This window comes from Citrobacter sp. MGH110, from assembly GCF_001037515.1.
Classification (GTDB): Bacteria; Pseudomonadota; Gammaproteobacteria; order Enterobacterales; family Enterobacteriaceae; genus Citrobacter; species Citrobacter portucalensis.
Map to the genome: position 1 here is coordinate 765,169 of NZ_KQ089831.1, position 26,564 is coordinate 791,732.

At 52.6% G+C, this 26,564-nt stretch carries 24 protein-coding genes; 7 read left to right on the top strand and 17 right to left on the bottom strand.

What is annotated here, in order from left to right:
- Window positions 1-53: 53 nt before the first annotated feature.
- The 5 genes from nanQ to nanR all read right to left on the bottom strand — a co-directional run bounded on the left by nanQ (window position 54) and on the right by nanR (window position 5,034).
- On the bottom strand, window positions 54-521 hold the full coding sequence (gene nanQ, locus SK38_RS19670) for an N-acetylneuraminate anomerase (protein ID WP_048236918.1): 468 nt from the start codon (window positions 519-521) through the stop codon (window positions 54-56).
- Window positions 522-523: 2 nt separating this feature from the next.
- The gene (gene nanK / locus SK38_RS19675) at window positions 524-1,393 is read right to left on the bottom strand and encodes an N-acetylmannosamine kinase (protein ID WP_048236861.1); all 870 of its coding nucleotides are present in this window, start codon (window positions 1,391-1,393) and stop codon (window positions 524-526) included.
- Between the two features lie 96 nt (window positions 1,394-1,489).
- On the bottom strand, window positions 1,490-2,980 hold the full coding sequence (locus SK38_RS19680; RefSeq protein ID WP_048225730.1) for an MFS transporter: 1,491 nt from the start codon (window positions 2,978-2,980) through the stop codon (window positions 1,490-1,492).
- Between the two features lie 109 nt (window positions 2,981-3,089).
- A complete protein-coding gene (gene nanA / locus SK38_RS19685; RefSeq protein ID WP_003828793.1) occupies window positions 3,090-3,983 on the bottom strand; it encodes an N-acetylneuraminate lyase in 894 nt (297 codons plus the stop codon).
- A gap of 259 nt (window positions 3,984-4,242) precedes the next feature.
- Window positions 4,243-5,034, bottom strand: coding sequence for a transcriptional regulator NanR (gene nanR, locus SK38_RS19690; protein ID WP_008785946.1), 792 nt, complete (start codon window positions 5,032-5,034; stop codon window positions 4,243-4,245).
- Between the two features lie 359 nt (window positions 5,035-5,393).
- Between nanR and dcuC the strand changes: the two genes are divergently transcribed.
- Window positions 5,394-6,761 (top strand): anaerobic C4-dicarboxylate transporter DcuC, encoded by a 1,368-nt coding sequence (gene dcuC / locus SK38_RS19695; RefSeq protein ID WP_048236863.1) that lies wholly within the window; start codon window positions 5,394-5,396, stop codon window positions 6,759-6,761.
- A 55-nt stretch (window positions 6,762-6,816) separates the two neighbouring features.
- Here dcuC and sspB read toward each other — a convergent pair whose 3' ends face one another.
- The 5 genes from sspB to zapE form a co-directional block, all read right to left on the bottom strand.
- Window positions 6,817-7,320: a ClpXP protease specificity-enhancing factor gene (gene sspB, locus SK38_RS19700; protein WP_032945142.1), complete on the bottom strand. Its 504-nt coding sequence runs from the start codon at window positions 7,318-7,320 to the stop codon at window positions 6,817-6,819.
- A 5-nt stretch (window positions 7,321-7,325) separates the two neighbouring features.
- Window positions 7,326-7,964 carry a stringent starvation protein SspA gene (gene sspA / locus SK38_RS19705; RefSeq protein WP_003025132.1) on the bottom strand — a complete coding sequence of 213 codons (639 nt, stop codon included), beginning with the start codon at window positions 7,962-7,964 and terminating at the stop codon, window positions 7,326-7,328.
- A 316-nt stretch (window positions 7,965-8,280) separates the two neighbouring features.
- Window positions 8,281-8,673 carry a 30S ribosomal protein S9 gene (gene rpsI, locus SK38_RS19710; protein ID WP_003025138.1) on the bottom strand — a complete coding sequence of 131 codons (393 nt, stop codon included), beginning with the start codon at window positions 8,671-8,673 and terminating at the stop codon, window positions 8,281-8,283.
- A gap of 15 nt (window positions 8,674-8,688) precedes the next feature.
- The gene (gene rplM / locus SK38_RS19715; RefSeq protein ID WP_003025141.1) at window positions 8,689-9,117 is read right to left on the bottom strand and encodes a 50S ribosomal protein L13; all 429 of its coding nucleotides are present in this window, start codon (window positions 9,115-9,117) and stop codon (window positions 8,689-8,691) included.
- A gap of 218 nt (window positions 9,118-9,335) precedes the next feature.
- Entirely contained in the window at window positions 9,336-10,463 is a 1,128-nt protein-coding gene (zapE, locus tag SK38_RS19720) for a cell division protein ZapE (RefSeq protein WP_048236865.1), read from the bottom strand.
- Window positions 10,464-10,655: 192 nt separating this feature from the next.
- On the opposite strand from zapE, the gene zapG reads away from it, so the two are divergent.
- The 3 genes from zapG (at window position 10,656) to degS (ending at window position 13,747) form a co-directional block, all read left to right on the top strand.
- A complete protein-coding gene (gene zapG / locus SK38_RS19725) occupies window positions 10,656-11,054 on the top strand; it encodes a Z-ring associated protein ZapG (protein ID WP_003025147.1) in 399 nt (132 codons plus the stop codon).
- 168 nt (window positions 11,055-11,222) lie between these two features.
- Window positions 11,223-12,590, top strand: a complete 1,368-nt coding sequence (gene degQ, locus SK38_RS19730) for a serine endoprotease DegQ (protein WP_008785951.1) — start codon at window positions 11,223-11,225, stop codon at window positions 12,588-12,590.
- A gap of 89 nt (window positions 12,591-12,679) precedes the next feature.
- Complete coding sequence (degS, locus tag SK38_RS19735; RefSeq protein WP_032945146.1) at window positions 12,680-13,747, top strand: outer membrane-stress sensor serine endopeptidase DegS; 1,068 nt, start codon at window positions 12,680-12,682, stop codon at window positions 13,745-13,747.
- A 147-nt stretch (window positions 13,748-13,894) separates the two neighbouring features.
- On the opposite strand, the gene mdh is transcribed toward degS, so the two are convergent.
- Window positions 13,895-14,830: a malate dehydrogenase gene (gene mdh, locus SK38_RS19740; RefSeq protein ID WP_008785953.1), complete on the bottom strand. Its 936-nt coding sequence runs from the start codon at window positions 14,828-14,830 to the stop codon at window positions 13,895-13,897.
- Between the two features lie 436 nt (window positions 14,831-15,266).
- On the opposite strand from mdh, the gene argR reads away from it, so the two are divergent.
- Both argR and yhcN read left to right on the top strand, forming a co-directional pair.
- Window positions 15,267-15,737, top strand: coding sequence for a transcriptional regulator ArgR (gene argR / locus SK38_RS19745; protein ID WP_003025162.1), 471 nt, complete (start codon window positions 15,267-15,269; stop codon window positions 15,735-15,737).
- A gap of 376 nt (window positions 15,738-16,113) precedes the next feature.
- The gene (gene yhcN / locus SK38_RS19750; protein WP_048236867.1) at window positions 16,114-16,380 is read left to right on the top strand and encodes a peroxide/acid stress response protein YhcN; all 267 of its coding nucleotides are present in this window, start codon (window positions 16,114-16,116) and stop codon (window positions 16,378-16,380) included.
- Between the two features lie 57 nt (window positions 16,381-16,437).
- Here yhcN and SK38_RS19755 read toward each other — a convergent pair whose 3' ends face one another.
- From SK38_RS19755 to aaeX, 4 genes are all read right to left on the bottom strand, one after another.
- Window positions 16,438-16,716 carry a barstar family protein gene (locus SK38_RS19755; RefSeq protein WP_003025168.1) on the bottom strand — a complete coding sequence of 93 codons (279 nt, stop codon included), beginning with the start codon at window positions 16,714-16,716 and terminating at the stop codon, window positions 16,438-16,440.
- A 119-nt stretch (window positions 16,717-16,835) separates the two neighbouring features.
- Entirely contained in the window at window positions 16,836-18,803 is a 1,968-nt protein-coding gene (gene aaeB, locus SK38_RS19760; protein WP_048236868.1) for a p-hydroxybenzoic acid efflux pump subunit AaeB, read from the bottom strand.
- A 5-nt stretch (window positions 18,804-18,808) separates the two neighbouring features.
- Window positions 18,809-19,741 carry a p-hydroxybenzoic acid efflux pump subunit AaeA gene (aaeA, locus tag SK38_RS19765; protein WP_003828814.1) on the bottom strand — a complete coding sequence of 311 codons (933 nt, stop codon included), beginning with the start codon at window positions 19,739-19,741 and terminating at the stop codon, window positions 18,809-18,811.
- A 7-nt stretch (window positions 19,742-19,748) separates the two neighbouring features.
- Window positions 19,749-19,952, bottom strand: coding sequence for a p-hydroxybenzoic acid efflux pump operon protein AaeX (aaeX, locus tag SK38_RS19770; protein ID WP_003828816.1), 204 nt, complete (start codon window positions 19,950-19,952; stop codon window positions 19,749-19,751).
- A 184-nt stretch (window positions 19,953-20,136) separates the two neighbouring features.
- On the opposite strand from aaeX, the gene aaeR reads away from it, so the two are divergent.
- Window positions 20,137-21,066, top strand: a complete 930-nt coding sequence (gene aaeR, locus SK38_RS19775) for an HTH-type transcriptional activator AaeR (RefSeq protein WP_008785957.1) — start codon at window positions 20,137-20,139, stop codon at window positions 21,064-21,066.
- Between the two features lie 86 nt (window positions 21,067-21,152).
- Here aaeR and tldD read toward each other — a convergent pair whose 3' ends face one another.
- Window positions 21,153-22,598 (bottom strand): metalloprotease TldD, encoded by a 1,446-nt coding sequence (gene tldD, locus SK38_RS19780; RefSeq protein WP_048236869.1) that lies wholly within the window; start codon window positions 22,596-22,598, stop codon window positions 21,153-21,155.
- Window positions 22,599-22,745: 147 nt separating this feature from the next.
- Window positions 22,746-26,546, bottom strand: a complete 3,801-nt coding sequence (yhdP, locus tag SK38_RS19785) for an AsmA2 domain-containing protein YhdP (protein ID WP_048236870.1) — start codon at window positions 26,544-26,546, stop codon at window positions 22,746-22,748.
- Between the last annotated feature and the right edge of the window lie 18 nt (window positions 26,547-26,564).

The following is a 26,564-nucleotide window of genomic DNA, read 5'->3' on the forward strand; positions in this document are numbered from 1 at the left end:
TACATTCCATGTCGGATGGCGTTAGCCTTGCCATCCGACACAGTCTCTCATTCTCAAGCTTGTAATAAGCTGGCGCGGACTTTGATCACCACCTTTTTGATGTCCATCGGGGTCTGCACCACACAACCCGGTTTATGCGGCTCGCCCGGCATAAAAATCACAAATTTTCCCGGCTTCAGTACCATAGCCTGTTCATCGGCAATCTGGCTGCACAGCTGATAATCATCCTCGATGTGCATCTCTTCGCAGTGACGAGCAGAATCGGTCATCCCGAACAGAATCCGTTCTTCGCCGGACAACAGCATCTGAATATCAATGTACTGCTGATGCAGCTCCGCTTTCTTATGCTCTGGGCTCTGCGTTGTAAATTGCATGACATTCATAAAAATATTCTCGCCCTGCAACGTGTAGCGCCCAGGCGCCTTCTCCTGCGGATTCGCCGCAATGGCAAGCGTTAACGCCTGCTGCAAGACCGGATGTAATCCGGCAGAAGGCAGTGAATTCAACGCATCTGATATCATCATCATTCTCCCTGGGCCAACAGCGCGGCCCCCAGTAATCCAGCGTCATGACGGTAATGCGCCGCCAGCAATTCCACGTGATAGGCCAAAGGCTCTTGTGCCAGATAATGTTCCACCAGCGCCAGATACCCTTCAGCCAGCCCAACGCTGCCGCCAATGACCACGCACTGACAATCGGTCGTGGCCTTCACATCGGCAACAAGCCTTGCCAAAGTACGCGCCGAGCGATGGATCAACCGGCTTGCCTGCTCATCCCCCTGCCCGGCACAGCTAAAAATAGTTTTGGCGTCGCATCCGGCTAGCGCGCCTTCGGCAGCCGCCGCTATTCCACGACCGGATGCGATCGCCTCAACGCAGCCCACACGCCCGCAGCCGCACATGGGTCCATGGGGATCGGCCAGCGTATGTCCCAGATGCCCAGCCAGACCGCCGACTCCAGTCAGCAGTTTCCCACCGCTGACGACTCCCCCGCCCACGCCTGTGGAGACGGTAATAAACACCAGATCGCGGTACTCACCACCAAGCGCATGGTACTCAGCCCACGCCGCTGCCTGTGCGTCATTGACGGCCAGCGTCGGCAGGCCGGTGATTTGTTCCAGCGTTTGTGTCAGCGGAAAATGCATCAACCCGCCGAGGTTATGCGGATTCAGCGCCAGTAAAGCCCCCTCACGGATAATCCCCGTCGAGGCGATCGCCACCCGATTAGCACGCCCCTGTAGCGGGGCAACCAGTGTTTGTAACGCGGCGCGCAGCGCTTGCGGCGTTTTACTGGCAGGCGTCGGCAGTTCACGCCGCTCGCGGACTTGCAGATTGTTGTCTATCAGCGCGGCAGCCAATTTGGTGCCGCCAATATCAATCGCCAGTGTGGTCATGACGCCGCCTCATGCATCGTGGTGGCGCTCTGTAGCTCAAAGAACGACATATTCTTCCCTTACGGCTATTGCCCGGTTCAGCACCGGGCAACTGGATTAACTTTTGGATTTCACCATAGTGCTTTTGTCACCGCCGAACGGCACGGCACCGCTAAACGGTCGACCATCAATGGCATCATGCGTACGCAACGCTTCAGGGCGCAGCCAGCGCTGTACGCGGGACGGCATATCAAGACCAATCAGCAGGATCACTACAAATGTCAGGCCGAAAGAGAGCGATCCCAGCGCGGTACCCAGATCCAGACGTTGGGCAATCAGCGCGCCGATGATCGGTGCCAGAGCCCCGCCCAGTGCGCCTACGTTATAGGTGAAGCCCAGCCCCGCCGCACGCTGATCGGTATCGAAATAGCCGCCAATCAGTTTTGGTAAGATCCCGGAGATCCCCTGGCCGAGCATTTGTTGGAAAAACAGCAGCAAACCCAGTACCCAGACGTTTGAACCGCCTATCGCAAACACCGGAATAATCAGCAACTGCGAGGCCAGCAGACTGCAGACATAGGCTTTACGCGTGCCCAGCCAGTCACCAAGAAAACCGCCGACGCAACAACCGACCGCCGCACCAAAGCCGCTAAAGAAGAGCACTCTGGCCACCGTGGAAGGATCGTACAGCAGTTCGGTTTTCAGATAGGTTGGCAACAGCGCCTGAATCGGCCACGAGTACAGGAAGGCGAATAGCACGACCACCATCAGCATCACGCCCGTCGGCCAGCGTTTCCCGCTGCTTTGCACCATAAAGCTAATGAAGATAAAGGCGCATATCAGTCCCAGGGCCGCCACGATAGCCGCATTTTGCAGGTTGCCAGCAAAACAGAACCACAGCGCAGTTGCAGCGGCGAGCGTCATCAGAATATTAATTACCCGATGCTCGCCCCGGTAGAGAATGTCCACCATCGTGCGTACCGGCGCTTTGCCTTCGTGTTTTTCTTTCCAGTCTTCCGCTTCCGGAATATTTTTACGCAGCCAGAGGGCGAAGATAATTGGCAGGATGCCGATGAAGAACAGCGCGCGCCATCCCCAGACCGGGACCACCAGACTGTAGACCTGGGCGGCGATCACGGCACCAACGGAAAAGCCGGAAATCAGGAAACCACTGGCTTTGTTTCGCAGGTGTTTAGGCCAACTTTCAATAACATAGGTTGCGCTGGAGCCATACTCACCGGCCATTCCCATACCGATAACCAGGCGGGCGATAAACATGGTGGTGTAGCCCGGCGCGAAACCGCAGGCCAGCGTTCCCACAGAGAACAGAATGATGCTGGTGACCATTGCCAGGCGGCGTCCGTAGCGGTCGCCCATTGCCCCCAGCATTAACCCGCCAAACCAACGGGAGATAAAGGCGGCCGAGATCAGGCTGGCAGCCTGCACCGTCGTCAGTCCGAATTCGCCCTGCACTTCTGTCAGCACCAGAGCGATTAACACAAAATCGAAACCATCAAGCAAATATCCCAGCCAGGCGGCGGAAAATGCCCGCCATTGTGCCCGATTGAGATGGCGATACCACGGGATGCTTTGGGTAGAAGTACTCATTTTACTCTCCCGACGATTTTTGTTGTTGTGCCGGGTGGTGGCTTTGCCTTACCCGGCCTACGGTCGAAAATCCAGGCCGGGCAAGCGAAACGCCCCCGGCGACCCGTGATTACGCCTTTTCCGCCAGCAGTTGGTTTGCCAGCGCTTTCAGTTCCGGCAGATAGTGTTCATCTACCGGGGCAAAGGGTTTACGGCACAGTGGGACAGAAACCACATCCATATAGTGCAATACTGTTTTCAGGCCGCGGAACACGCCAACCTTAATAAGCAGATCGATAACCTTATTGCACTCGGTTTGCAGCTTTTGCGCCGTGCGGATGTCACCTTCTTTGAGCGCTTTCACAATTCCCTGATAGCGCCACCCCATGATGTTGTAAGTGCTACCGATACCGCCATCTGCGCCCGCAAGCAGTCCGGAAGCAAAGATCTCGTCATAGCCGTTATAAAGCACCAGATCGGGATGAGCGCGGCGGATCTGTTCCATCTGATAGAGATCGCCCGAAGTTTGCTTCAGAGCGCCAACGCCTGGCAGCGTTACCAGCGTGTTGATCTGATCCAGCGTCAGTTTTACGCCGCTCAGCGCCGGAATGTTATAGACCACCATCGGTAAACCATCAGCGGAATCAATAATTGCGCGGTAGTGATCGCAATGTTCTTCAAAGCTGAACGGATAGTAAAACGGTGTAACGGCCGAAACGGCATCAAAGCCGTAACGATGTGCCGCACTCGCCAGCTGTTGGCTCTCTTCAGTACTCACCGTGCCAACATGGGCGATCAGCGTCACCTTACCTTTCGCCTCTTCGGCAACAATTTCCAGTACCTGCTCTCTTTCAACGCGGTTTTGGACAAAGGCCTCACCCGTTGAGCCACCTACATAGAGCCCGTCTACACCCTGACCAATGTTGAAACGCACCAGGCGGCGCAAACTCTCGATGTCCAGTCTCTGTTGGTTATCGAATGGGGTTAACAACGCTGGCATTACGCCTTTTAAATCTCTTGCCATAACGACCTCTGACGATGATTAGTGTTATCTAACTGCATACCTTTATACCTGTTATACCAGATCAAATAAGCAGCAATACAATACAGAACGCTTATAGTGCGATCTACTTCACTAAACACTTCATCCTTCGAGCCGCCTCTGCGTTAGCTGCGTTCGCTCACCCCTGTCACATAGTTATCTATGCTCCAGGGAACTCGCTCTCTTGCCGCCTTGATGCAACTTGAATGATTTTGTGTTTAAACGATCGTCGGGATCGCGATCACTTACGCAATTTTTTACTTTTGCTGAAGGCGTGCCAGGTCGCGGAAACGCTATTGAGATGTTCTTGCAGTGCGCGGTCAGCCTCTTCAGGATCGCGCTGGCGAATTGCGTCGACAATAGCGATATGCTGCTGATAACTCACGTTATTGTGTTCATACAACTCTTGATCGGCAACGGTCGGACGGGCGGCAATCAGCCAGTCTAACAGCGCAACATGGATAGCCATAAAGATAGGATTGCCCGGGATCTCAGCCAGTACACGGTGAAAATCAACGTCCGAGCGGATGAACAACGTATTGTCATCGAGCGACTGGCTGTTGATCTCCAGTGCTTTAGCCAGTCTGTCGATTTGCTCATCTGTCGCATGTTCGGCGGCGTATCGAACCAGGCTGGATTCAAAGAACAGTCGCAACTGCTCGAAGTGGGCAATGCCGCCGGGATGTGCGAGGAAATCTTTCGCCATGCCAGACAGCTCGCTGATGATGGTATCAGCAGAAGGACGCGAAACGCGGGCGCGCTCGCCGTTGTTGATTTGAACCAGACCTTTGCGTTTTAACGCGGCCAGCGCTTCTCGTACAGAAGGACGGCCCACGTTAAAGAAGGCCATCAGCTCCCGCTCAGACGGCAACTGTTCGCCCTCGCCAAATTCCCGACGACGAATCATCTGCTCCAGTTCTTCTTCAACCATTTCAGACAGTTTTTTACGCGCCAACGGGCGATTGCGTAAGCTACGGCCAATGGTGGATGGAGAGTCTTCAGCTTGCGAATCAAATGCGTTCATAGGGTCCATTCAGCTAAGTCGTGGTGACAAACAACAGCGGGTTTATCCTAACACAGGATCGAAAGCAGGGTGAAATGATGGACGATCTGATCCGGCTGGCCTATTGATAATATACGTAACAGCAATATTATTTTAAGCGAGTATCTTCTGCCTCATTTTAATTGAATGGAGTTAAATACCTTCATGAAAATTATGAATATGAACGTGATAATTTATTATAACCGTCTATTTTATAACGATAAATAATTACACCATCGAATTAAAAATAAGATATTCACTCCATAAAAAATGCCCAGAAAAATATAACATCCGTTTTGACAACAGCGTTATTACCGGATTTATCTTCTTCTCTGGCATGGAGTGAAACAATGTTCGGCATCATTATCTCTGTCATCGTTTTATTAACGATGGGTTACCTGATCCTCAAAAACTACAAACCGCAGGTCGTGCTGGCCGCCGCCGGGATCTTCCTGATGATCTGCGGCGTCTGGCTGGGCTACGGCGCGTTGGTCGCTAACGACAAAAGCAGTGGCTATCTACTGGTCGATATTTACAATGAAATTTTGCGTATGCTCTCCAACCGCGCGGCCGGGCTGGGGTTATCAATCATGGCGGTGGGCGGTTATGCCCGTTATATGGACAGAATGGGGGCCAGCAGAGCGATGGTTAGCCTGTTAAGCCGCCCGCTCAAGCTAATCCGTTCACCCTATGTAGTGCTTGCCGCCACCTATGTGATTGGTCAGATCATGGCGCAGTTCATTACCAGCGCATCCGGGTTAGGTATGTTGCTGATGGTGACGCTGTTCCCAACGCTGGTTAGTCTTGGCGTAAGCCGTTTATCCGCTGTTGCGGTCATTGCCACTTCGATGTCGATTGAGTGGGGCATTCTGGAAACCAACTCTATTTTTGCCGCGCAGGTCGCGGGCATGAAAATCGCCACCTATTTCTTTCAATACCAGTTGCCCGTCGCGTCGTGTGTCATTGTCGCCGTCGCCATTGCGCATTTTTTCGTTCAGCGTCAATTTGATAAAAAAGCCGCACCGGAAAGTAACGGATTTGCGGAACAAAAGACGCTGGAAAACGTACCCCCGCTCTATTACGCCATTTTGCCGGTGATGCCGCTGATCCTGATGCTGGGCTCGCTTGCCCTTGCACAAATGGGGCTAATGAAAGCAGAGTTGAATCTGGTGGTGGTAATGTTGATGAGCATGACGCTGACTATGTTTGTTGAATTCCTGCATAAACATAATTTGCGCGAAACGATGGATGATGTGCAGGCTTTTTTTGACGGCATGGGGACACAGTTTGCCAACGTTGTCACCCTGGTGGTCGCCGGTGAAATCTTTGCGAAAGGGTTGACGACTATCGGGACAGTCGATGCCGTAATAAAAGGCGCAGAGCATTCCGGTCTTGGCGGTATCGGCGTGATGATCATCATGGCGCTGGTCATCGCCGCCTGCGCAATCGTCATGGGGTCAGGCAACGCGCCGTTTATGTCTTTTGCCAGCCTCATTCCGGATATTGCCGCCGGGCTGCATATTCCTGCGGTAGTAATGATTATGCCGATGCATTTTGCCACTACGCTTGCCCGCGCGGTGTCACCCATAACCGCTGTAATTGTCGTGACATCGGGTATTGCCGGCGTATCGCCCTTTGAAGTGGTAAAACGTACAGCAATCCCGATGGCAGTAGGATTTGTGGTGAATATGGTAGCCACCATCGCGCTGTTTTATTGATACCAAAGCCAGAAAACAGAACAGGCCCCAAAGGGCCTGTTTTTCATTTCACTACTTATTTCACTACGCGCAGCGCTGGACGCCCACCGCGAGGCGGTGGCGGAGTATCATCCGGATCGTTGTCGTCGCCATTATCAGGTTTATCGCCATCAATGACCGACATGACCGTTTCACTCTCAAAACCAGACGTGTCGTTGTCGTCATCATTTAAGCTGGCAACATCTTCGTCGTAGGCGGCTTCCGGTTCAAACATCGTACCGGCGCCATTTTCACGTGCATAAATTGCCAGAACGGCAGCCAACGGCACAGACACCTGACGCGGCACACCACCGAAGCGCGCGTTAAAGCGCACTTCATCGTTAGCCAGTTCCAGGTTGCCCACCGCACGCGGTGCAATATTCAGAACAATTTGCCCGTCACGCGCATATTCCATTGGAACCTGCACGTCCTGGAGCGTCACATCCACCACCAGATGCGGCGTGAGCTGGTTGTCCAGCAACCACTCATAGAACGCGCGCAGCAGATACGGACGGCGTGGTGTTAGCTGTGGCAAATCCATACAGGTTAACCCCGGCCCAGACGCATTTCACGTTCAGGCTCAGTCAGAGAAGCCAGGAAAGAGTCACGTTCGAAGACGCGAGTCATGTACCCTTTCAGTTCTTTCGAACCTGCACCGTTGAATTCAATACCCAGCTGCGGTAAACGCCACAGCAGCGGCGCCAGGTAGCAGTCTACCAGGCTGAACTCATCGCTCAGGAAGTAAGGTTTCTGGCCAAATACTGGCGCGATTGCCAGCAGTTCTTCGCGCAGACGCTTACGCGCGACTTCGGCTTCAGAAGCAGAACCGTTCACGATGACGTTCATCAGCGTGTACCAGTCTTTTTCAATACGCTGCATGTACAGGCGGCTTTCACCACGCGCAACCGGGTAAACCGGCATCAGCGGCGGATGCGGGAAGCGCTCATCCAGGTATTCCATAATGATGCGAGATTCCCACAGGGTCAGCTCACGATCCACCAGTGTCGGTACGCTCTGATTCGGGTTGAGGTCGATCAGATCCTGAGGTGGATTGTCCTTCTCCACATGCTCAATCTCGAAACTAACACCTTTCTCAGCCAGCACAATGCGGACCTGATGGCTATAGATGTCAGTAGGACCAGAAAACAGCGTCATTACCGAACGTTTGTTGGCAGCGACAGCCATGAAAACCTCCAGGTATATTCAGAATTTTTACTGCTACCAGCCACTCAGTGGCCAGCCAGAAGTGATGTCACCCAGACTCGGGAAAGTCATTACTGTTCAAAATACAAACAAAAAATGAACGATACCGGATATTTGGGCAGAAAATTGGATGATAGTTTACCAGATTTTGTGACCTTTGTGGTGAGTCGATTCTTGAAATGGGGAAAAAGAGGTGGCAATCAGCGGATTACCGTGGATCTGAGGCGAGAAATAACGATAAAAAAACCCGCCGAAGCGGGTTTTTTCGCAAATTGTCGTCTGCCGAAGCAGAGTACAATTAACGTTTGGAGAACTGAGGACGACGACGTGCTTTACGCAGACCGACTTTCTTACGTTCAACCTGACGAGCATCACGAGTAACGAAGCCAGCTTTACGCAGTTCGCCACGCAGGGATTCGTCGTACTCCATCAGAGCGCGGGTGATACCGTGACGGATCGCACCAGCCTGACCAGAGATACCACCACCTTTAACAGTGATGTACAGATCCAGTTTCTCAACCATGTCGACCAGTTCCAGCGGCTGACGAACTACCATGCGGGCAGTTTCACGACCGAAGTACTGTTCCAGAGAACGTTGGTTGATTACGATTTTACCACTGCCCGGTTTGATGAAAACGCGAGCTGCGGAACTTTTGCGGCGACCAGTGCCGTAGTATTGATTTTCAGCCATTGCCTATAATCCCGATTAGATGTCAAGAACTTGCGGTTGCTGTGCCGCGTGGTTGTGCTCGTTGCCAGCGTAAACTTTCAGTTTACGGAACATAGCACGACCCAGCGGGCCTTTTGGCAGCATGCCTTTAACCGCGATTTCAAGCACACGCTCAGGACGGCGAGCAATCATCTCTTCAAAGGTCGCTTGTTTGATACCACCGATGTGGCCGGTGTGGTGATAGTACACTTTGTCAGTACGCTTGTTGCCGGTTACAGCAACTTTGTCAGCGTTCAGAACGATGATGTAATCACCGGTATCTACGTGCGGAGTGTATTCCGCTTTGTGCTTACCGCGCAGGCGCAGAGCCAGTTCGGAAGCCAGACGGCCCAGAGTTTTACCGGTCGCGTCAACAACATACCAGTCGCGTTTTACGGTTTCTGGTTTAGCTGTAAAAGTTTTCATTAAAAGCTTACCCAAATAAATAAGTTACACGTTGGTGAACACCCAAACGTTTTGTCAGTTGAGGTTCACACGACATTGTCCAGCAAACCTACCCCTTCGAATAGCCTATGCCGGCGCATAGAAAGTTTTGGGAAAAAAACTCTCTCGTAACGTGGGGTCGCAAGATTATAGAGAAGTCAGGGTCAAAGATCGACCCCTTTATGTGATTTGCGGCAGGTTTAACCGGCTAAATGTTCCCGCTTCAGATACTCTTCGCTTTGCATCTCCTGCAAACGCGACAAACAACGCTGAAATTCAAACTTCAGACGCTCGCCCTGATAAATTTCATAGAGGGGTGATGCCGCACTGACCACCAGCTTGACGTGGCGTTCGTAGAACTCATCCACCAATGCGATAAAGCGTCGCGCTTCACTCTCCATCAGCGGGGTCATGACCGGCACATCAGACAACAGCACCGTGTGAAACAGACGCGACAGCGCAATGTAGTCATGCTGACTCCGGGCATCAACGCAGAGCGTGGTAAACGACACCGCCAGCGTTTGGTTTTCGACGGCCAGCGTCTGCATCGGACGATGATTGATCTCCAGCGTTGGCGCATGTTCAACTTTGGTTCCCGCTAATGCCAGCCAAAGCTTATCCATCTGCTGGCGGGTTTCCTCATTCAATGGCGACAACCACAAATGCGCCTGCGTTAAGGTGCGCAGACGATAATCGACGCCGGCATCGACATTCATGATGTCGCAATGCTGTTTGATCGCATCAATGGCAGGAAGAAAACGCGTGCGTTGCAAACCGTTACGATATAGCTCATCTGGCGGAATATTAGAGGTCGCCACCAGCGTAATACCGCGGGCAAACAGCGCTTTCATCAGGCCGCCGAGCAGCATGGCGTCGGTGATATCAGAAACAAAAAATTCGTCGAAGCACAGCACGTCGGTTTCGGCCTTAAAGCGGTCGGCGATGATTTCCAGCGGATCGCTCTGCCCCTGTAAGGCAGTAAGCTCTTCATGCACGCGCAGCATAAAACGGTGAAAGTGCAAACGCTGTTTACGTTCGCCTGGCAGGCTATGGTAGAACAGATCCATCAGCCAGGTTTTTCCGCGCCCAACTCCGCCCCACATATATAAACCACGCACCGGCGCGTTGATCGGTGACTCACGCTTGCCCAGCAACTTACCAAAACGCGCCATCAGTCCACTCTCCTGCGGCGCAGGACGTGCTGGCGTCGTAAGCGCCTGGAAAATGGTTTCCAGTCGATTCACGGCTTCGAGTTGTACGTTGTCGGGTTGATGACTGCCGTCGTTGAGGGCTTGCTGGTAACGCGATGTAGGGGAAAAGCTTTGCATGATGTTATTGTTATTCCTTGAGAATCGATGTGCCGTCGCTCACGGTTGACGAAAAAAAGGCCGTTCTACATTACGTGATATAAACACGGGATTCCACTTCTACGGGATTAGCGGTTATAGTGGCATAATCAGGCGCAGGCATGGAGCCTAAAGCCAACACCCTACGGAAACACAAGACAACGGGAGATGTTCATGACCTGGGAATATGCGCTAATTGGGTTAGTCGTCGGTATCATTATTGGTGCTGTAGCCATGCGTTTTGGTAATCGTAAATTACGCCAACAGCAGGCATTGCAGTACGAACTGGAAAAAAATAAAGCTGAGCTGGAAGAGTACCGCGAAGAGCTGGTGAGCCACTTTGCCCGCAGCGCTGAATTGCTGGATAACATGGCGGACGATTATCGTCAGATTTACCAGCACATGGCGAAAAGCTCCAGCAACCTGCTGCCGGGTATGTCGCCGGAAAACAACCCGTTCCGTAACCGTCTGGCAGAGTCTGAAGCAGGCAACGATCAGGCGCCGGTTCAGATGCCACGTGACTATTCTGAAGGGGCATCCGGCCTGCTGCGTAGCGGCGCAAAGCGCGACTAACCGCACATCGTTAAGAAATTTATTGGGCGCAGCAATTGCGCCCTCCGCTTCTCTTCCTGTCCCAGCTATTATTTAGTCGTTAGCCGCATTGTGACCTAACCGAAAATTCAATAACATCAACCTGTTTTGAATCATCTTCCGTTTACTCAAGGTACGAGAGCAGGATCCATGAAAAAACAAACCCAGCTGTTGAGTGCATTAGCGTTAAGTGTCGGGTTAACTCTCTCGGCGCCATTCCCGGCCGCAGCGTCTATCCCCGGCCAGGTTCCCGGTCAGGCTGCGCTTCCCAGCCTCGCTCCGATGCTGGAGAAAGTGTTACCTGCCGTGGTGAGCGTAAGGGTTGAAGGTACCGCCACTCAGGGGCAGAAAGTCCCGGAAGAGTTCAAAAAGTTTTTTGGTGATGAACTTCCCGATCAACCGTCACAACCCTTTGAAGGGCTGGGCTCAGGGGTCATTATTGACGCAGCCAAAGGCTACGTTCTGACCAATAACCACGTTATTAATCAGGCGCAAAAAATCAGCGTTCAGCTTAATGATGGCCGTGAGTTCGACGCTAAGCTTATCGGCAGCGACGATCAGAGCGATATCGCACTGCTACAAATTCAGCACCCCAGCAACCTGACGCAAATTGCCATTGCTGACTCCGACAAACTCCGCGTGGGTGATTTCGCGGTGGCTGTGGGTAACCCGTTCGGTTTGGGTCAAACAGCCACCTCCGGCATTGTATCTGCCTTGGGTCGCAGTGGGTTGAACCTGGAAGGTCTGGAAAACTTTATTCAGACTGACGCCTCTATCAACCGCGGTAACTCCGGCGGCGCATTGCTCAACCTGAACGGTGAGCTGATCGGTATTAACACTGCGATTCTGGCCCCCGGCGGCGGCAGCATCGGGATTGGTTTTGCAATCCCGAGCAACATGGCGCGCACGCTGGCACAGCAGCTGATGCAGTTTGGTGAAATCAAACGCGGTCTGTTGGGTATCAAAGGCACCGAAATGACCTCGGATATCGCCAAAGCGTTCAAACTGGACGTACAGCGTGGCGCGTTTGTCAGTGAGGTTCTGCCTAACTCCGGCTCCGCAAAAGCAGGGGTGAAATCAGGTGACGTCATTACCAGCCTCAACGGTAAACCGCTCAACAGCTTCGCCGAACTGCGTTCACGCATTGCGACAACTGAACCTGGGACCAAGGTCAAACTGGGCCTGCTGCGTAACGGTAAACCGCTGGAGGTTGAAGTCACCCTCGATACCAGCACATCATCGTCCGCCAGCGCAGAGATGATTGCGCCTGCGTTGCAAGGGGCCACGCTCAGCGATGGTCAGTTAAAAGACGGCACCAAAGGCATCAGAATTGATAACGTAGAAAAAAGCAGCCCTGCCGCACAGGCCGGTCTGCATAAAGATGACGTTATCATTGGCGTTAACCGCGATCGCGTAAACTCAATCGCCGAAATGCGAAAAGTGCTGGAAGCGAAACCGTCGATCATTGCTCTGCAGGTGGTGCGCGGTAACGAGAGTATTTACCTGCTCCTGCGTTAACGCATGCAACCGGACATCAGCCCCTCGTGTGATGTCCGGCAAACTCGTGATATGCTGCTGCCGTTCCCTTTATTAATGACGCCGCCATCATGTTTGTGAAGCTTTTACGTTCGGTCGCGATTGGTTTAATCGTCGGCGCCATCCTGCTGGCCGCGATGCCCTCTCTGCGAAAAATTAATACGCTTACCGCACCGCAGTTCGACAGTGCAGATGAAACGCCTGCCAGCTATAACTCGGCGGTTCGCCGCGCAGCGCCTGCCGTTGTGAACGTTTATAACCGCAGTATGAACAGTACCGCGCACAACCAGCTTGAGATCCGCACGCTCGGCTCAGGCGTTATCATGGATCAGCGCGGCTATATCATTACCAATAAGCACGTCATTAACGATGCCGACCAAATCATCGTCGCATTGCAGGACGGCCGCGTATTTGAAGCGCTGCTTGTGGGGTCTGATACGTTAACCGACCTTGCAGTGCTGAAAATCAACGCCACTGGCGGGCTGCCAACAATCCCAATTAATAACAAACGCGTGCCGCACATTGGTGACGTAGTACTCGCCATCGGTAACCCGTACAACCTTGGGCAAACCATCACTCAGGGGATCATCAGCGCCACCGGTCGAATTGGCCTGAACCCGACAGGACGGCAAAACTTCCTGCAAACAGATGCTTCCATCAACCACGGAAACTCCGGCGGTGCGCTGGTCAACTCACTGGGTGAATTGATGGGGATTAACACGCTGTCATTTGATAAGAGCAACGATGGCGAAACCCCGGAAGGGATCGGTTTTGCCATTCCGTTTCAGTTGGCGACTAAAATCATGGATAAGCTGATTCGTGACGGGCGCGTGATTCGTGGCTACATCGGTATCAGCGGTCGCGAAATTGCACCACTGCACGCTCAGGGCGGCGGGATGGATCAAATTCAGGGGATTGTGGTTAACGAAGTTTCCCCGGATGGTCCGGCAGCGCAGGCGGGCATTCAGGTTAACGATCTGATTATCTCGGTCAATAACAAACCGGCGGTGTCTGCGCTGGAAACGATGGACCAGGTGGCAGAGATTCGACCAGGTTCAGTTATCTCCGTTGTCGTGATGCGTGATGACAAACAGTTGACGCTGCAGGTAACGATCCAGGAATACCCAGCCACCAATTAACGTCACGTCTGGCGGCCTACTGACCATAAAAAAACCGGAGCATGTTGGCTCCGGTTTTTATTAGGCGGTATCGTAGAGAGTTAGTACGTAATGCCTGATGGCGCTACGCTTATCAGGCCTACAAATACACGCAGGCCTTTCTTCGTGTTACTTAACGAACTCTTCGCCCAGAGTAATATCTTTTTTCAGCGTATCCAGCATGCCTTCCAGCGAGCTTTGTTCAAACGCGCTCAGCTTGCCGATAGACTGACGCTCTTCTACGCCGTTTTTACCCAGCAGCAGCGGCTGAGAGAAGAAACGAGCATACTGGCCGTCGCCTTCAACGTAAGCACATTCAACCACACCTTTTTCGCCGCTCAATGCGCGAACCAGGGACAGGCCGAAACGTGCAGCAGCCTGACCCATAGACAGGGTTGCAGAACCGCCACCGGCTTTGGCTTCCACAACTTCAGTACCCGCATTCTGGATACGTTTAGTCAGGTCAGCTGCTTCTTGTTCGGTGAAGCTTACGCCAGGAATTTGTGACAGCAGTGGCAGGATGGTCACGCCAGAATGGCCGCCAATAACCGGAACTTCAACGTCGCCTGGTTGTTTGCCTTTCAGTTCCGCAACAAAGGTGTTGGAGCGGATGATGTCCAGCGTGGTCACGCCAAACAGTTTGTTCTTATCGTATACGCCTGCTTTTTTCAGCACTTCTGCAGCGATAGCAACGGTAGTATTCACCGGGTTGGTGATGATACCGATACACGCTTTCGGGCAGGTTTTAGCAACTTGCTGCACCAGGTTCTTCACGATACCGGCGTTGACGTTGAACAGGTCGGAACGATCCATACCCGGTTTACGTGCGACGCCCGCAGAGATCAGTACCACATCAGCACCTTCCAGTGCAGGGGTAGCATCTTCGCCGCTGAAGCCTTTGATTTTCACAGCAGTAGGGATATGGCTCAAATCAACGGCCACACCCGGTGTTACTGGAGCGATGTCGTACAGGGAGAGTTCTGAACCTGAAGGCAGTTGGGTTTTTAACAGTAATGCTAGCGCCTGACCGATACCACCAGCAGCGCCGAGGACTGCAACTTTCATCCTAAACTCCTTATTATATTGATAAGCAAAATGTCTATTGCTCCGCGGCGGCGACCTTAATTCACAAATCCAATGAATACAACAACCACGCGTCAAGAATGCGTAGTCACGCAAATTTGGCTTTTATGCATTTAACTTACGTAAAATAAAACCTAAGTTACGTAATTCAAAACCACCCACACAGTAGAGCAACTTTCCAACAGGTGCTGACAATATACCCTACCCGCCTCTCAAAACAACATCAATTTGATAACATTTAATTTACTTTTAACCTTATTTGCGAGCCGTGACACAGGCATGTTTCTTGATAACGAAATTTGATAAAATTCCGCTCTTTCATAACATTATTTCAGCCTTGAACAAGGCAGACTGTTTGCATAAAAATTCATCTGTATGCACAATAATGTTGTTTCTACCGCCATATTACGGGTGACTTATGCGAAGCTCGGCAAAACAAGAAGAATTAGTAAAGGCGTTTAAAGCGCTGCTTAAAGAAGAAAAGTTCAGCTCTCAAGGCGAAATCGTCCTCGCGTTGCAGGATCAGGGCTTTGATAATATCAATCAGTCCAAGGTTTCACGCATGCTGACCAAATTTGGTGCCGTGCGTACCCGCAATGCGAAAATGGAAATGGTGTACTGTCTTCCGGCGGAGCTGGGCGTACCCACGACCTCCAGCCCGCTGAAAAATCTGGTGTTGGATATCGACTATAACGATGCGGTCGTGGTTATTCATACCAGCCCTGGCGCTGCTCAGTTGATTGCACGTCTGCTGGACTCATTGGGGAAAGCGGAAGGTATCCTGGGTACGATTGCCGGTGACGATACCATCTTCACCACCCCAGCTAAGGGTTTTACGGTAAAAGATCTGTACGAAGCCATTCTGGAACTGTTCGAACAAGAACTGTAATACCGCCTCCCCGTCGCCTCGCGGCGGGGGAAAACACTCTCTTTTCATCCCCCTCCTTCTCTTTTCCACTGCTATTGATTTAACAAATGGTGCGTTTAACCATCAAAATACATTCACATGGTGAATACTTACCCTTAAAAACGCACATTTTGCAAAATAAAGTATCTACATGATTTAATTAAATTTATTTTGCATAAGCTGTTTGAAATGCTCTTTTTAGTTCCATTGAGTTATAAAAAATCATTTTCTTAACACTCAAAACCCAATGAAACAATTAGCGTGGTATTAATTTATCGGGTGATTAGTGTATACTTGATTTTGTGATGAGGGTCACGAAACACAGACCCCAATAAAAGAATTCGACGAGGTAAATATCATGAAAATCAAAACTACTATTGCAACCTTAAGCCTTCTTTCTGTTCTCTCCTTCGGTGCAAGCGCCGCGGTTACTCAGGTGAACTCACAAGAAGCACAGAATCTGCAATCCATCGGTAGCGTCTCCGTCTCTCAGATCGGTAGTTCACCAATGGACATGCGTCAGGCCATCACCGCTAAAGCTGAAAAAGCAGGCGCCAGCAGCTATCGCGTCACCGAACTCCGTGAAGGTGCTCACTGGCACGCTACTGCAGAACTCTACAAATAAACCCTCGTCGTCTAAGTCCGACGACTTGCCCCCGCCTGCCGGGGGCTTTTTTATGTCTTACATTGAGTGACGAACGTTAAAACGCAACTGCCCTTCCAGCTCTTCTTCCGCTTCATCGAACAGTAAAATCAACGCGCCGTATCGCCTGCGCAGCTTGTCCGGTAAATGGACAAATTCAATCTCCAGCGGCAGCGGCAAGACTTCCCCGATCACCACCTCCCACAGAGAATCCAAATCAACCACCTTTTCCCGGGCCAGACCGAATGTGCGCGTGAACTCGCGGTAGAAATCGCCCTGATCTTCTATCTCGTCAAAATCAAATGTATAGATGTTCATCTATAGCCACCATCCCGACGCCAGCTACTCTACAGACCGCCAATATCCAGGGGTCTCTCGCATTTTCAGGTAAGTATAGCCATAAAAAAACCGACGCTTTTAGCGTCGGTTTACAACTCTTAATTACTGACCAGCGCATGCTGGTATTTGTGCAGCATCCCACTGAGTCGTTTTACCGGCTCGGTCACCTGCGGCGGTGCTTGCCAGATAATTAATTTCTCCTGGTAGACCTCAAGCTCCTCCAGTAACTGGCTAAAGTAGCGTCGGCGCTTGTCGTCATTTCCTGCTGAAATTACGTGATCGGCAGTACGACGAAGCTGGCGATGGAATGCGGATAGATCCTCGTTTACCGGTACCGGTGCATCACGCAGGCGCTGGTGCGCGATGATCATCGTCAGCGCCAGGCGAAACTTCGCCAGATCGCCGGGAAACTTGTTCATCAGCAAAAACAGCTGCTGATAAAGTGCCGGAAGATGATTTTCTTTACGACGGACAACATTGGTGGTCATCGCTGAAACCGCCGCCGAAACAAACTGGTTGAGCAATACGCGGCCTGTTCTGTCACGAGAGTTATCACGCACCAGCAGAATGACGATAAACGCCAACACGCAGCCAACAATCTGCCCCAGCGCACTATCAAGGAACTGGCTAAAGTGGAAGGTCATCGGGTTATCCAGCACAATGATATTAATGGTGCTGGCCAGCGCCCCCATCGATCCCAGGCGTCGTTTCTGTACCTCAATCCCCAGAAAGAATCCCAGCACCGCCAGGCTCAGGCACAGTAACAGCATACTTTGTTGCGTATTAGGGATAATCACCAGGAAATAGAGCGCTCCGAGCGGTAACGCTGCCAACGTCCCATAGATAAAGTCTATCGCCACCATGCGAGGATTTGGCAAACGCATTGCCAGCGAGGTGACGACCGCAATCATCACCATTGCACCGCTGCCGGAGGTCCATCCGGTCCATAGCCAGAATAAGGTCCCCAGCACACAAGAAAGCGTGGTACGCCAGAAGTTAACCATCGCATGATGACGCTCGGCAGACTCCACTTTCACCACCGGCTCACCTTGCAGGATCTCTTCTTCCGTAGCGCTAATCTTGGTATTACTCACCACACCACGTTTGAGCAGCAGGTAGCGCGTCGCCGCACCTGCCCAGCTATAAATCGTTACCGGTGTTTCACGTTCGCCAGTCCAGACAATAACCCGACGCATCCGCTTCAGCTGTTTATGGACATCCTGCGCCGTTTCAACCGACGTATCGAACAACTCGCGGAAAGTATCAGTAATCAGTTCCGGTCGGGTGTTCTGAATAAGATAGGTTTCACAGGACTGCGTGATAAGCGTGAGCGACAGCGTGTTCAATGCTTTAAGCCTGCGGTTAGCACGCCCCCAGCGTGAAGACTCCATATTCAGGTTACTGCGCATACCTTCCAGCGCTGCCGTACGACGGACTAAATCGCCCCAGGCTTTATCCACAACCTCGCTGTCGCCGTGCTTAATGCACAACTGCATCAGTTGATATTGCGCCACCAGCAGGCTGTCCAGCTCAACATCAATCTCTTGTTTTATCGAACGGGGAGAGAAAAGTAGATCGGCCACAATGGCACAGACAATCCCCATCACAATTTCACTGCAACGTTCGAGCGCAAATTGCGGCGTCAGCAGCGGTTCGGCCTGAATGGTAATGACGATGATCAGCGCCGTATAGCCCGAAAGCCCCCAGGCATAGGAGTTCTCGATCTTCACCAGTGACGAGATCCAGGTACAAAAACCGGCCCAAATACAGCACACCAGGATCATCAATAACGGAGCGCGGATCATACTGATGATAATGATCAGTCCGGCAATACAACCGATAAATGTCCCGACAATACGCAGCATGCCGCGATAGCGAATAGCCCCTGAATAGGGTTCCCCACCGGCAGCAAAGGCCGGGCCTGCCGCCACAATAGCTGCAGTCAGCACCGCCCAACGCGGAGTTTCAAGTTGGAAGTGAAAACCAACGAACAGCGCCAGTACAATCGCGCACGCCAGTTTTACCGCAAAGCGGATATGCTGGTTGGCAATGGAGAAAATACCCATCACGATTAACCAAACTCGCGCAGGCGGTGCGCCATTTTACGGAAGAAGGACTCCTGGCTTGCATCACGGTCCTGCTTACCGGTAATGACAACGGTAGCCGTTGTCCCGGCAGGCCACAGAGTTCCCTGCTGTTCATCAAGGCGGATTCGCACCGGTACACGCTGCGCCAGGCGCACCCATTCCAGATTTGAATCAATGGTCGCCATACCTTTTGCATCCTGCGTACTGCTGGCATTTGTTACCCCCGCCGCCACGCTATCAACGGTGCCTTTTAAGACATTATTACTGCCCAACGGGGTGATCTCAGCGCGATAACCAGGGCGAACGCCTTCCAGTTTGGTTTCTTCCATATAGGCCAGCACATAGAAAGAATGCTGTTTGACCAGTGCCACCGCTGTGGAACCACGCGTAATAAATTCGCCGCTATAGACGTTCAGGTTAGTGACCCAACCGTCTGCTGGTGCGCGAATGACGGTACGTTCCAGATCTAATTTTGCCAGGTCGCGGGTCGCTTGTGCTTTCGCAAGCTGGTGTAATACGGTTTGCAGGACGTTGTTTGACTGGTCAATCTCTTCACGAGACATGGCCTGCACGCCAAGGCGGTTACGACGTCCAGCCTCCTGGCGTTTTTCCTGGGCCAGAACCTGATAATAAGAAACATCAGCTTCGGCCTGCTCAAGGGCTTTCTTGTAGCGTGGCTGATCGATGGTGAACAGAATCTGATCCTTTTTCACCAGTTGGTTATCATGGACGTTAACGTTGGAAATAAGACCCGCAACATCCGGCGCAATAGCGACAACTTCCGCGCTGAAACGCGCATCACGTGTCCATGGCGACTCGGTGTAATACACCCATGCGCGAAAAATAGCGATGAAGGCCAGAATGACCAGTACGAGAGTCGTGGCCGTACGGGAGAGTTTTTTTGTTAGTGTTTTCACTTCAACCTCAAACGAACAGGCGCGTTATTAAATAGAACAGGCAGCAATACAGCGCGGTGTTAAACAGAGCCGGATGCCAGACAAAATCATAGATGCCGGTTGGAACCAGCATCCGGCGCACCAGCCAGAAAATCGCCAGTGACAAAAGTAATTCGAAAAAAATCGGTGGGAAGGACAAACCAAACACCACGATAACGGGAAACAGACTCATGTTGACCTTGGTAACTTAAGAGAGTGCAGGTGATAGATTTTCTAGCGTATGTCACCGCAGAGAAGGGCAAGGATGAGCCAGGCGAGAGCGACATAGCTGTTATTTGAATAATAATATATTAACGTAACTGTTATGCTGTTATCTATATTATGTGATCTAAATCACTTTTAAGCCAGAGTGAACAATGGAACGATTAAAACGTATGTCGGTGTTCGCCAAAGTCGTCGAACTGGGCTCCTTCACCGCCGCCGCAAGACAGCTACAAATGAGCGTTTCATCGATAAGCCAGACGGTCTCCAAACTGGAAGATGAGCTACAGGTTAAGCTGCTAAACCGCAGTACACGCAGCATTGGGCTGACCGAAGCCGGTAAAATTTACTACCAGGGCTGCCGGAGAATGCTGCACGAAGCGCAGGATGTTCACGAGCAGCTTTATGCCTTTAACAACACGCCCATCGGCACGCTGCGCATTGGTTGTTCTTCAACCATGGCACAAAATGTCCTCGCCGGATTGACCGCGACCATGCTGAAGGAATACCCCGGTCTGACGGTAAATCTGGTAACAGGCATCCCGGCACCGGATTTAATCGCCGATGGTCTGGACGTGGTCATCCGCGTCGGTGCGTTGCAGGACTCCAGTCTGTTCTCGCGTCGCCTGGGTGCCATGCCTATGGTAGTCTGCGCGGCTAAAAGCTATCTCGCACAGTTTGGTGCCCCGGAGAAACCCGCCGATCTCAGCAACCACTCGTGGCTGGAATACAGCGTGCGCCCGGATAATGAATTCGAGCTTATCGCTCCGGAAGGAATTTCCACCCGCCTGATCCCAGAGGGTCGTTTTGTGACTAACGATCCGATGACATTGGTGCGCTGGCTGGCTGCGGGTGCGGGCATTGCCTATGTTCCGCTGATGTGGGTGATCAATGAGATCAATCGTGGCGAAGTGGAGATCCTCCTTCCCCGCTACCAGTCGGATCCGCGTCCGGTCTATGCGCTGTATACCGAAAAAGACAAACTGCCGCTCAAGGTCCAGGTGGTGATTAACTATCTGACGGAGTATTTTGTCGATGTAGCGCAGCTTTTTCAGGGGATGTACGGCCGGGGAAAAGAGAAATAAAAAGAGTATTGGCCGGATAAGGCGTTGACACCGCGTCCGGAAAGATGCCCGATAGCACTGGTGCTTATCGGGCATACATCATGATGTTATGCAGTACCACCTACCGTCAGGTTATCCACCTTCAGCGTCGGCTGGCCCACGCCCACCGGCAGGCTCTGCCCTTCTTTACCGCACACACCAACCCCGTTATCCAGCTTCAGGTCGTTACCTACCATTGAAATCTGCTGCATCGCTTCGATACCAGACCCAATCAGCGTCGCGCCTTTCACCGGTTTGGTTACTTTACCGTTTTCAATCAGATACGCTTCAGACGTCGAGAACACGAATTTCCCGGAGGTGATATCCACCTGGCCGCCGCCGAAGTTAGGCGCATAAATGCCGTATTCAACGGATTCGATGATTTCCTGCGGCGTGGATTTCCCCGGCAGCATGTAGGTGTTGGTCATGCGTGGCATCGGCAGGTGCGCGTAAGATTCACGGCGACCGTTACCCGTTGGCGCGACGCCCATCAGGCGCGCGTTCAGTTTGTCCTGCATGTAGCCTTTCAGAATACCGTTTTCGATCAGCACGTTGTACTGACCCGGTGTGCCTTCATCATCAATAGCCACAGAGCCACGACGGTCCGCCATTGTGCCATCATCCACAACGGTACACAGTTCCGACGCCACCAGCTCACCCATGTGACCGCTGAATACCGAGGTACCACGGCGGTTAAAGTCACCTTCCAGACCATGACCGACCGCTTCATGCAGCAGAACGCCAGGCCAGCCAGCGCCGAGTACTACCGGCAGCGTACCAGCAGGCGCTGCTACCGCGGACAAATTAACTAACGCCATGCGTACGGCTTCTTTCGCCCAAGCGTCAGCACGGACTTCACCATCAAGGCCGCCAAGGAAATAGTCATAGCCAAAACGACCGCCACCACCGCTGGCACCGCGCTCGCGCTTACCGTCCTCTTCGACCTGTACGCTTACGGACAGGCGTACCAGCGGACGAACGTCAGCGGCCAACGTACCGTCGGTCGCTGCTACCAGAATCAGTTCATAAACACCGGTCAGGCTGGCGGTTACTTCCTGGACGCGTTTGTCGGCGGCACGGGCCACGCTATCAACGCGACGCAGAATATCCAGTTTCTCTTCGCGGCTCATGCTCTGTAACGGATCAACCGAAGTGTAAAGCGCCTGATGCTCAACCGCTCCTAGCGTTTTTACTTTGCCGTCACCGCTGTCACGCACGATAGTACGGGCAGCATGAGCACTTTGCTCCAGCGCCAGCAGGCTGATCTGGTCTGCATAGGCAAACCCTGTTTTTTCGCCGCTGATGGCGCGCACGCCAACACCCTGATCGATATTGTAAGAGCCGTCTTTAATGATGCGGTCTTCTAAAACCCAGGATTCGTGATAGCTCGACTGAAAATAGAGATCGCCGTAGTCAAGACGGCGTTCGGCCAGTTGGCCCAGAATGGCAAACAGATCCTGATGTTTCAGGCCATTCGCCGCTAGCAATTGTTCACTTACCAGGTTCAGACTCATCGTTTTGGTTACTCATTTAATTCTGCCGGATGGCGGCAAAAACGCCTTATCCGGCCTACGTTGTTAGGCTACTGTAGGCCGGATAAGCGCTGCTCCATCCGGCAATACTATGTACTGAGATTGGGGCAATTACTTGCCCCCGTCAAATCATTGCTGGCTTTCTTTGCGCGGCTGACGCAGAACTTCGTTAATCTGCGGTTTATCGACCGGACCGGTGATGCGATAACGCAAAATCGAAACTTTGCTCCATAATGGCCCCAGAACCTTACTGGCAGCAAATACCGCCGCGCCGACAATCGGGTTGACAGCAAACGCAGCGGCAACCCCTACGGTGGCAGAAATTTCAGGCGCGACAATGGCTTCCATATCCAGCTCCCGACGGACCAGGTTCACTGAGCCTTTCATCGCAATGTCTGCCTCCAGACCATCCACCAGCGTGTCGTCGGTATGCATCACACCATCTTTGATCCACGCCGTGCTGCGAATCGAGTCGAAATAGAAACCTTCACTGAAGGTATCGCTAAAATCAAAACGCAGTTTACGTAGCAACGCATCAAAGCTCAGCAGTCGCAACAGTTGCCCCGCATGCCCGGTACTGAGTTCGGTAAGCTCACCTTTGCCCAACCGGGTACGCAAAATCCCATTCAGCGAAGCTTCGTCCGGATCCCATGGCGGGTTACGCCAGTGCAGGTCATACTCCACGTTGAACGAAGAATTACGAATCGGGGTCGATACGCCAAAGAAACTGGCCGCAGAGTCAATTTTATTACCGCTCAGTTTCCCCTTCAGTGACGTTCGCTCTTTGCCCGGCGCATTCACCCACACGCCATCGGTGGTCAGTCTGGCAAAGCCCGTATCCAACAGACCGTTGCTCAACGTTAGCGTGTCGCCTTTAATTGCTACATCGGCATCAATGCGCCCATATTTCTGTCCCCACATCCAGCACTCGGCACAGCGTAGCTGAAGGTCCGGCCAGCCGCGGAAGCTGAAGTTGTCTACGGCGGAAAACGGCGAGGCTGATGTGTTGCCCGGTGACGCTTTCGCCGCGCTGGGGTTGTAATAAAGATACTTAATATTGGCCAGCCATGGCGCATTATTGCGCATCGCCAGCGTGGCGTTAATTTCACGGCCCTGCGCCTGTACGATGGAGCCATTGCTCGCAGGCTCAGACACAATACTCAAATTATTCCACTGCTGACCGCCCAGGGATAACGATGGCGTACGCACGGTGATGCGTTGTGGGAAGTTGGCATTAGTGCCAACGTTATCCGCTGCGCCTTTTTGGAACAACGCCAGCCATTGCGCGCCATCCATAGGGGGAAGATTAAGCTCAATGCCTTGCTGATCGGGTAACGCGGGCACAGTACGGCTTTCCGACGTCCAGATAGCGCGGTCAAGCGTCAGTTTCTGATTCAGCAGCCAGCGGCTGTTAAAGTGGTTCTTACTGCCAGCATTACCGGTCAGTTCAAAGCTGCGCAGATTGCCGTTGGCCTTAACATTCACCGGCAACGCTTCACCGGGCGCTTTATTCAGCGGAGCAGGTAAGTGACTACTTACATTCTTCAGATCACCCTTTAGCTCAATGTCGTAAGTCGGCCCGGCATGATACGGAAGATCGATACCCACTTTGCCATTCCACGCCATGCTGCCACTTAACGCATCGTTGACCTGCGCCGGTAAAATCCCCATGCGGGTTGGCTGCCAGTCGCCTTGCAGGTTCACGGCTACCTGATAGGCTTTCGCCCCTTCGGAAGTGGAGAAGTCGACGTTCAGCGGCTGATTGAACCAGTTCGCCGTCATCGGCTCGCTCTTCAGATCGCCGTTGATAAAGCTGAATTTACCATTCAAATTCTTCAGCGTGCTGTCGAGTGGTTTAATAAACAGACTGTTATTACGCAGGTTGACGTCGCCTTTGGCGGTAACCAGCGAGCCGTCTAGCGGAATATCAAGATGTAAGCGAGCATTCACATTGCCGTCAATTTGCAACTGCTCGAGCGTGGCGCCGAGAGAATCCTTTAATGGCGTCTCATCAAAATAAGGTCCGACCGCCTTGCCCGGCCCGTTGATATCGGCATCAATCAGCAGTTTTTCTTTTGCATAGTCGGGGATGTTGGCCGTCAGATTACTGGCCTTCACACCACCCAGATTAACGCTATCCGTCTTCATCCACAGACCGTCGTTAATGAAGTTTAGTTCGATATTAAGATCGGTTAGCGCGGGCCAGTCGGGCTGGAAAGCAAACTTCGCATTGCGAAGCGGCACCAGGACCTGAAACTGCCCTTCATTGTGCAGATACGGGAACAGATGCGGGTTGCCGCCATACACCAGCGTGGCGTTATCCGCTTCGCCGCCCTGAATAGCGCCGCTGAGGTAGTCAACCAGATCCTTACCCATCAGGTTTTCCGGGAAATAGCGCCAGGCCTGGGAGCCATCGTCGGTGCTGATACCGGCCAGAATGCCCAACCATGGCTCATCATCAGCCGGTTGCAGATAGCGAAAACCACCGCGCGCATGTACCGCTTTCGCTTTAACATCAATGTTGCGCCCGTCTAACTGGAAGCCTTTATCATTCTTCAGCCAGCTTAGCGTCGCCACGCCGTTCTCTATTTCCAACGGCGCTCGGAAGACGGTTTCATACGGCATTTTTGCTTGTTTCATGGAGGCGGTAAGCGCCCCATTTTCAACGCTTCCCGCAAGCGTACCGGAGAAATGTTCTGCCCCCGGCAGCAGCTTCCACTGTTTCCAGGCCAGATCGGTCCACGAGGACTGGAAGCGGGTTTTTTCTGTCGCCTGTAACGGGATATCCAGCGCAAGCACATCTATTTTGCCGCTCGGCTGCGTAGCTCGCCAGATATCCCCCAGCGCAGGCGATAGCCTGGATGCCATCGGACGCAGCCCTTCTAACCCGGCCAGATCCAGATTGCTGGCACGAATGCGTAGCTCATCACTGCGTTTGTTATTCTCACCACCGACTTCCTGCTCAGGGATCCAGGCCAGCGTTAATGCCCCGCTCGGCCAGGGCTTATCATCCATGGTGATACGCGTATCGGGAATAGAGAATTGCCAGCCCGGCTCTTCACGGCTGATGTGCGCCGTCAGATTATCGACGGAAAGCGTATGCGTACGATTTTCATCCAGCCAACTTGCCCCGCCTTTTTTCAGCCAGACATCACCACCAGAAACGACGCCTTTGCTGATCGTCATCCATGCTTCCAGGCTAAAACGCGCGGTTTGTAGCGCGACATTATCCTGCATCCATTTGCCCAGCCATGGTTTGACGTCGATGTCGTCTGCCTGCAGCCAGACCCGACCGTTATTCAACAGACCTTCGTCATCACGCAGATCCATACGCACCTGCATAATGCCGTGCTGTCCGGTCAGGCTGGAGAGGCTGACCTGACCCTCGGCGCGATGCCGATTTTTACCATTCAACCAGGTAAGCTGGGGGATCGCCAGTTCAGCACGTTGACCTGAGAGGGTTATAAAGCTGATATGGCTGTCGCGTAGATCGAAATGATCAAACTGACGCAGGAAGAGATCGCTGAGATGGCCGGTTTCAATCCCATCTCCGCCTTCGCTGCGCTGGATAGGAGTATTGGTGCGCAACTGCAGTTGCCAGAAGGTGAGATCGCGAAACTGCCAGCGCATGTGCAGCAAACTTTGCCAGACATCCAGCGCCAGCGTGACGCGTTTTACCGAAAATTCTCCCCCATCTTTCAGCTGCGCATGGATATTGCGCGCTTCAAGCGTAGGACCGAAATTTTGCCAGCTGGCAGAAAGCTGGCTGGCGGAAACAGGCAGACCTGTGGCGGATTCAATCTTGCCAAGAATGGCCGGACGCCAGCTATCAAGATGAGGTAACGCAAGGCGCAGTCCACTGACCAGCAGCGCTGCGATGACAACGAATGCGGCTCCAGTGAGCAGTAAAATCCCCGGCAATCGCCTCACGCGCCTCTCCTTGTCTAC

Coding starts and splice junctions, on each gene's coding strand:
- nanQ (WP_048236918.1), bottom strand. CDS start 521: ATGATATCAGATGCGTTGAATTCACTGCCTTCTGCCGGATTACATCCG.
- nanK (WP_048236861.1), bottom strand. CDS start 1,393: ATGACCACACTGGCGATTGATATTGGCGGCACCAAATTGGCTGCCGCG.
- SK38_RS19680 (WP_048225730.1), bottom strand. CDS start 2,980: ATGAGTACTTCTACCCAAAGCATCCCGTGGTATCGCCATCTCAATCGG.
- nanA (WP_003828793.1), bottom strand. CDS start 3,983: ATGGCAAGAGATTTAAAAGGCGTAATGCCAGCGTTGTTAACCCCATTC.
- nanR (WP_008785946.1), bottom strand. CDS start 5,034: ATGGACCCTATGAACGCATTTGATTCGCAAGCTGAAGACTCTCCATCC.
- dcuC (WP_048236863.1), top strand. CDS start 5,394: ATGTTCGGCATCATTATCTCTGTCATCGTTTTATTAACGATGGGTTAC.
- sspB (WP_032945142.1), bottom strand. CDS start 7,320: ATGGATTTGCCACAGCTAACACCACGCCGTCCGTATCTGCTGCGCGCG.
- sspA (WP_003025132.1), bottom strand. CDS start 7,964: ATGGCTGTCGCTGCCAACAAACGTTCGGTAATGACGCTGTTTTCTGGT.
- rpsI (WP_003025138.1), bottom strand. CDS start 8,673: ATGGCTGAAAATCAATACTACGGCACTGGTCGCCGCAAAAGTTCCGCA.
- rplM (WP_003025141.1), bottom strand. CDS start 9,117: ATGAAAACTTTTACAGCTAAACCAGAAACCGTAAAACGCGACTGGTAT.
- zapE (WP_048236865.1), bottom strand. CDS start 10,463: ATGCAAAGCTTTTCCCCTACATCGCGTTACCAGCAAGCCCTCAACGAC.
- zapG (WP_003025147.1), top strand. CDS start 10,656: ATGACCTGGGAATATGCGCTAATTGGGTTAGTCGTCGGTATCATTATT.
- degQ (WP_008785951.1), top strand. CDS start 11,223: ATGAAAAAACAAACCCAGCTGTTGAGTGCATTAGCGTTAAGTGTCGGG.
- degS (WP_032945146.1), top strand. CDS start 12,680: ATGTTTGTGAAGCTTTTACGTTCGGTCGCGATTGGTTTAATCGTCGGC.
- mdh (WP_008785953.1), bottom strand. CDS start 14,830: ATGAAAGTTGCAGTCCTCGGCGCTGCTGGTGGTATCGGTCAGGCGCTA.
- argR (WP_003025162.1), top strand. CDS start 15,267: ATGCGAAGCTCGGCAAAACAAGAAGAATTAGTAAAGGCGTTTAAAGCG.
- yhcN (WP_048236867.1), top strand. CDS start 16,114: ATGAAAATCAAAACTACTATTGCAACCTTAAGCCTTCTTTCTGTTCTC.
- SK38_RS19755 (WP_003025168.1), bottom strand. CDS start 16,716: ATGAACATCTATACATTTGATTTTGACGAGATAGAAGATCAGGGCGAT.
- aaeB (WP_048236868.1), bottom strand. CDS start 18,803: ATGGGTATTTTCTCCATTGCCAACCAGCATATCCGCTTTGCGGTAAAA.
- aaeX (WP_003828816.1), bottom strand. CDS start 19,952: ATGAGTCTGTTTCCCGTTATCGTGGTGTTTGGTTTGTCCTTCCCACCG.
- aaeR (WP_008785957.1), top strand. CDS start 20,137: ATGGAACGATTAAAACGTATGTCGGTGTTCGCCAAAGTCGTCGAACTG.
- tldD (WP_048236869.1), bottom strand. CDS start 22,598: ATGAGTCTGAACCTGGTAAGTGAACAATTGCTAGCGGCGAATGGCCTG.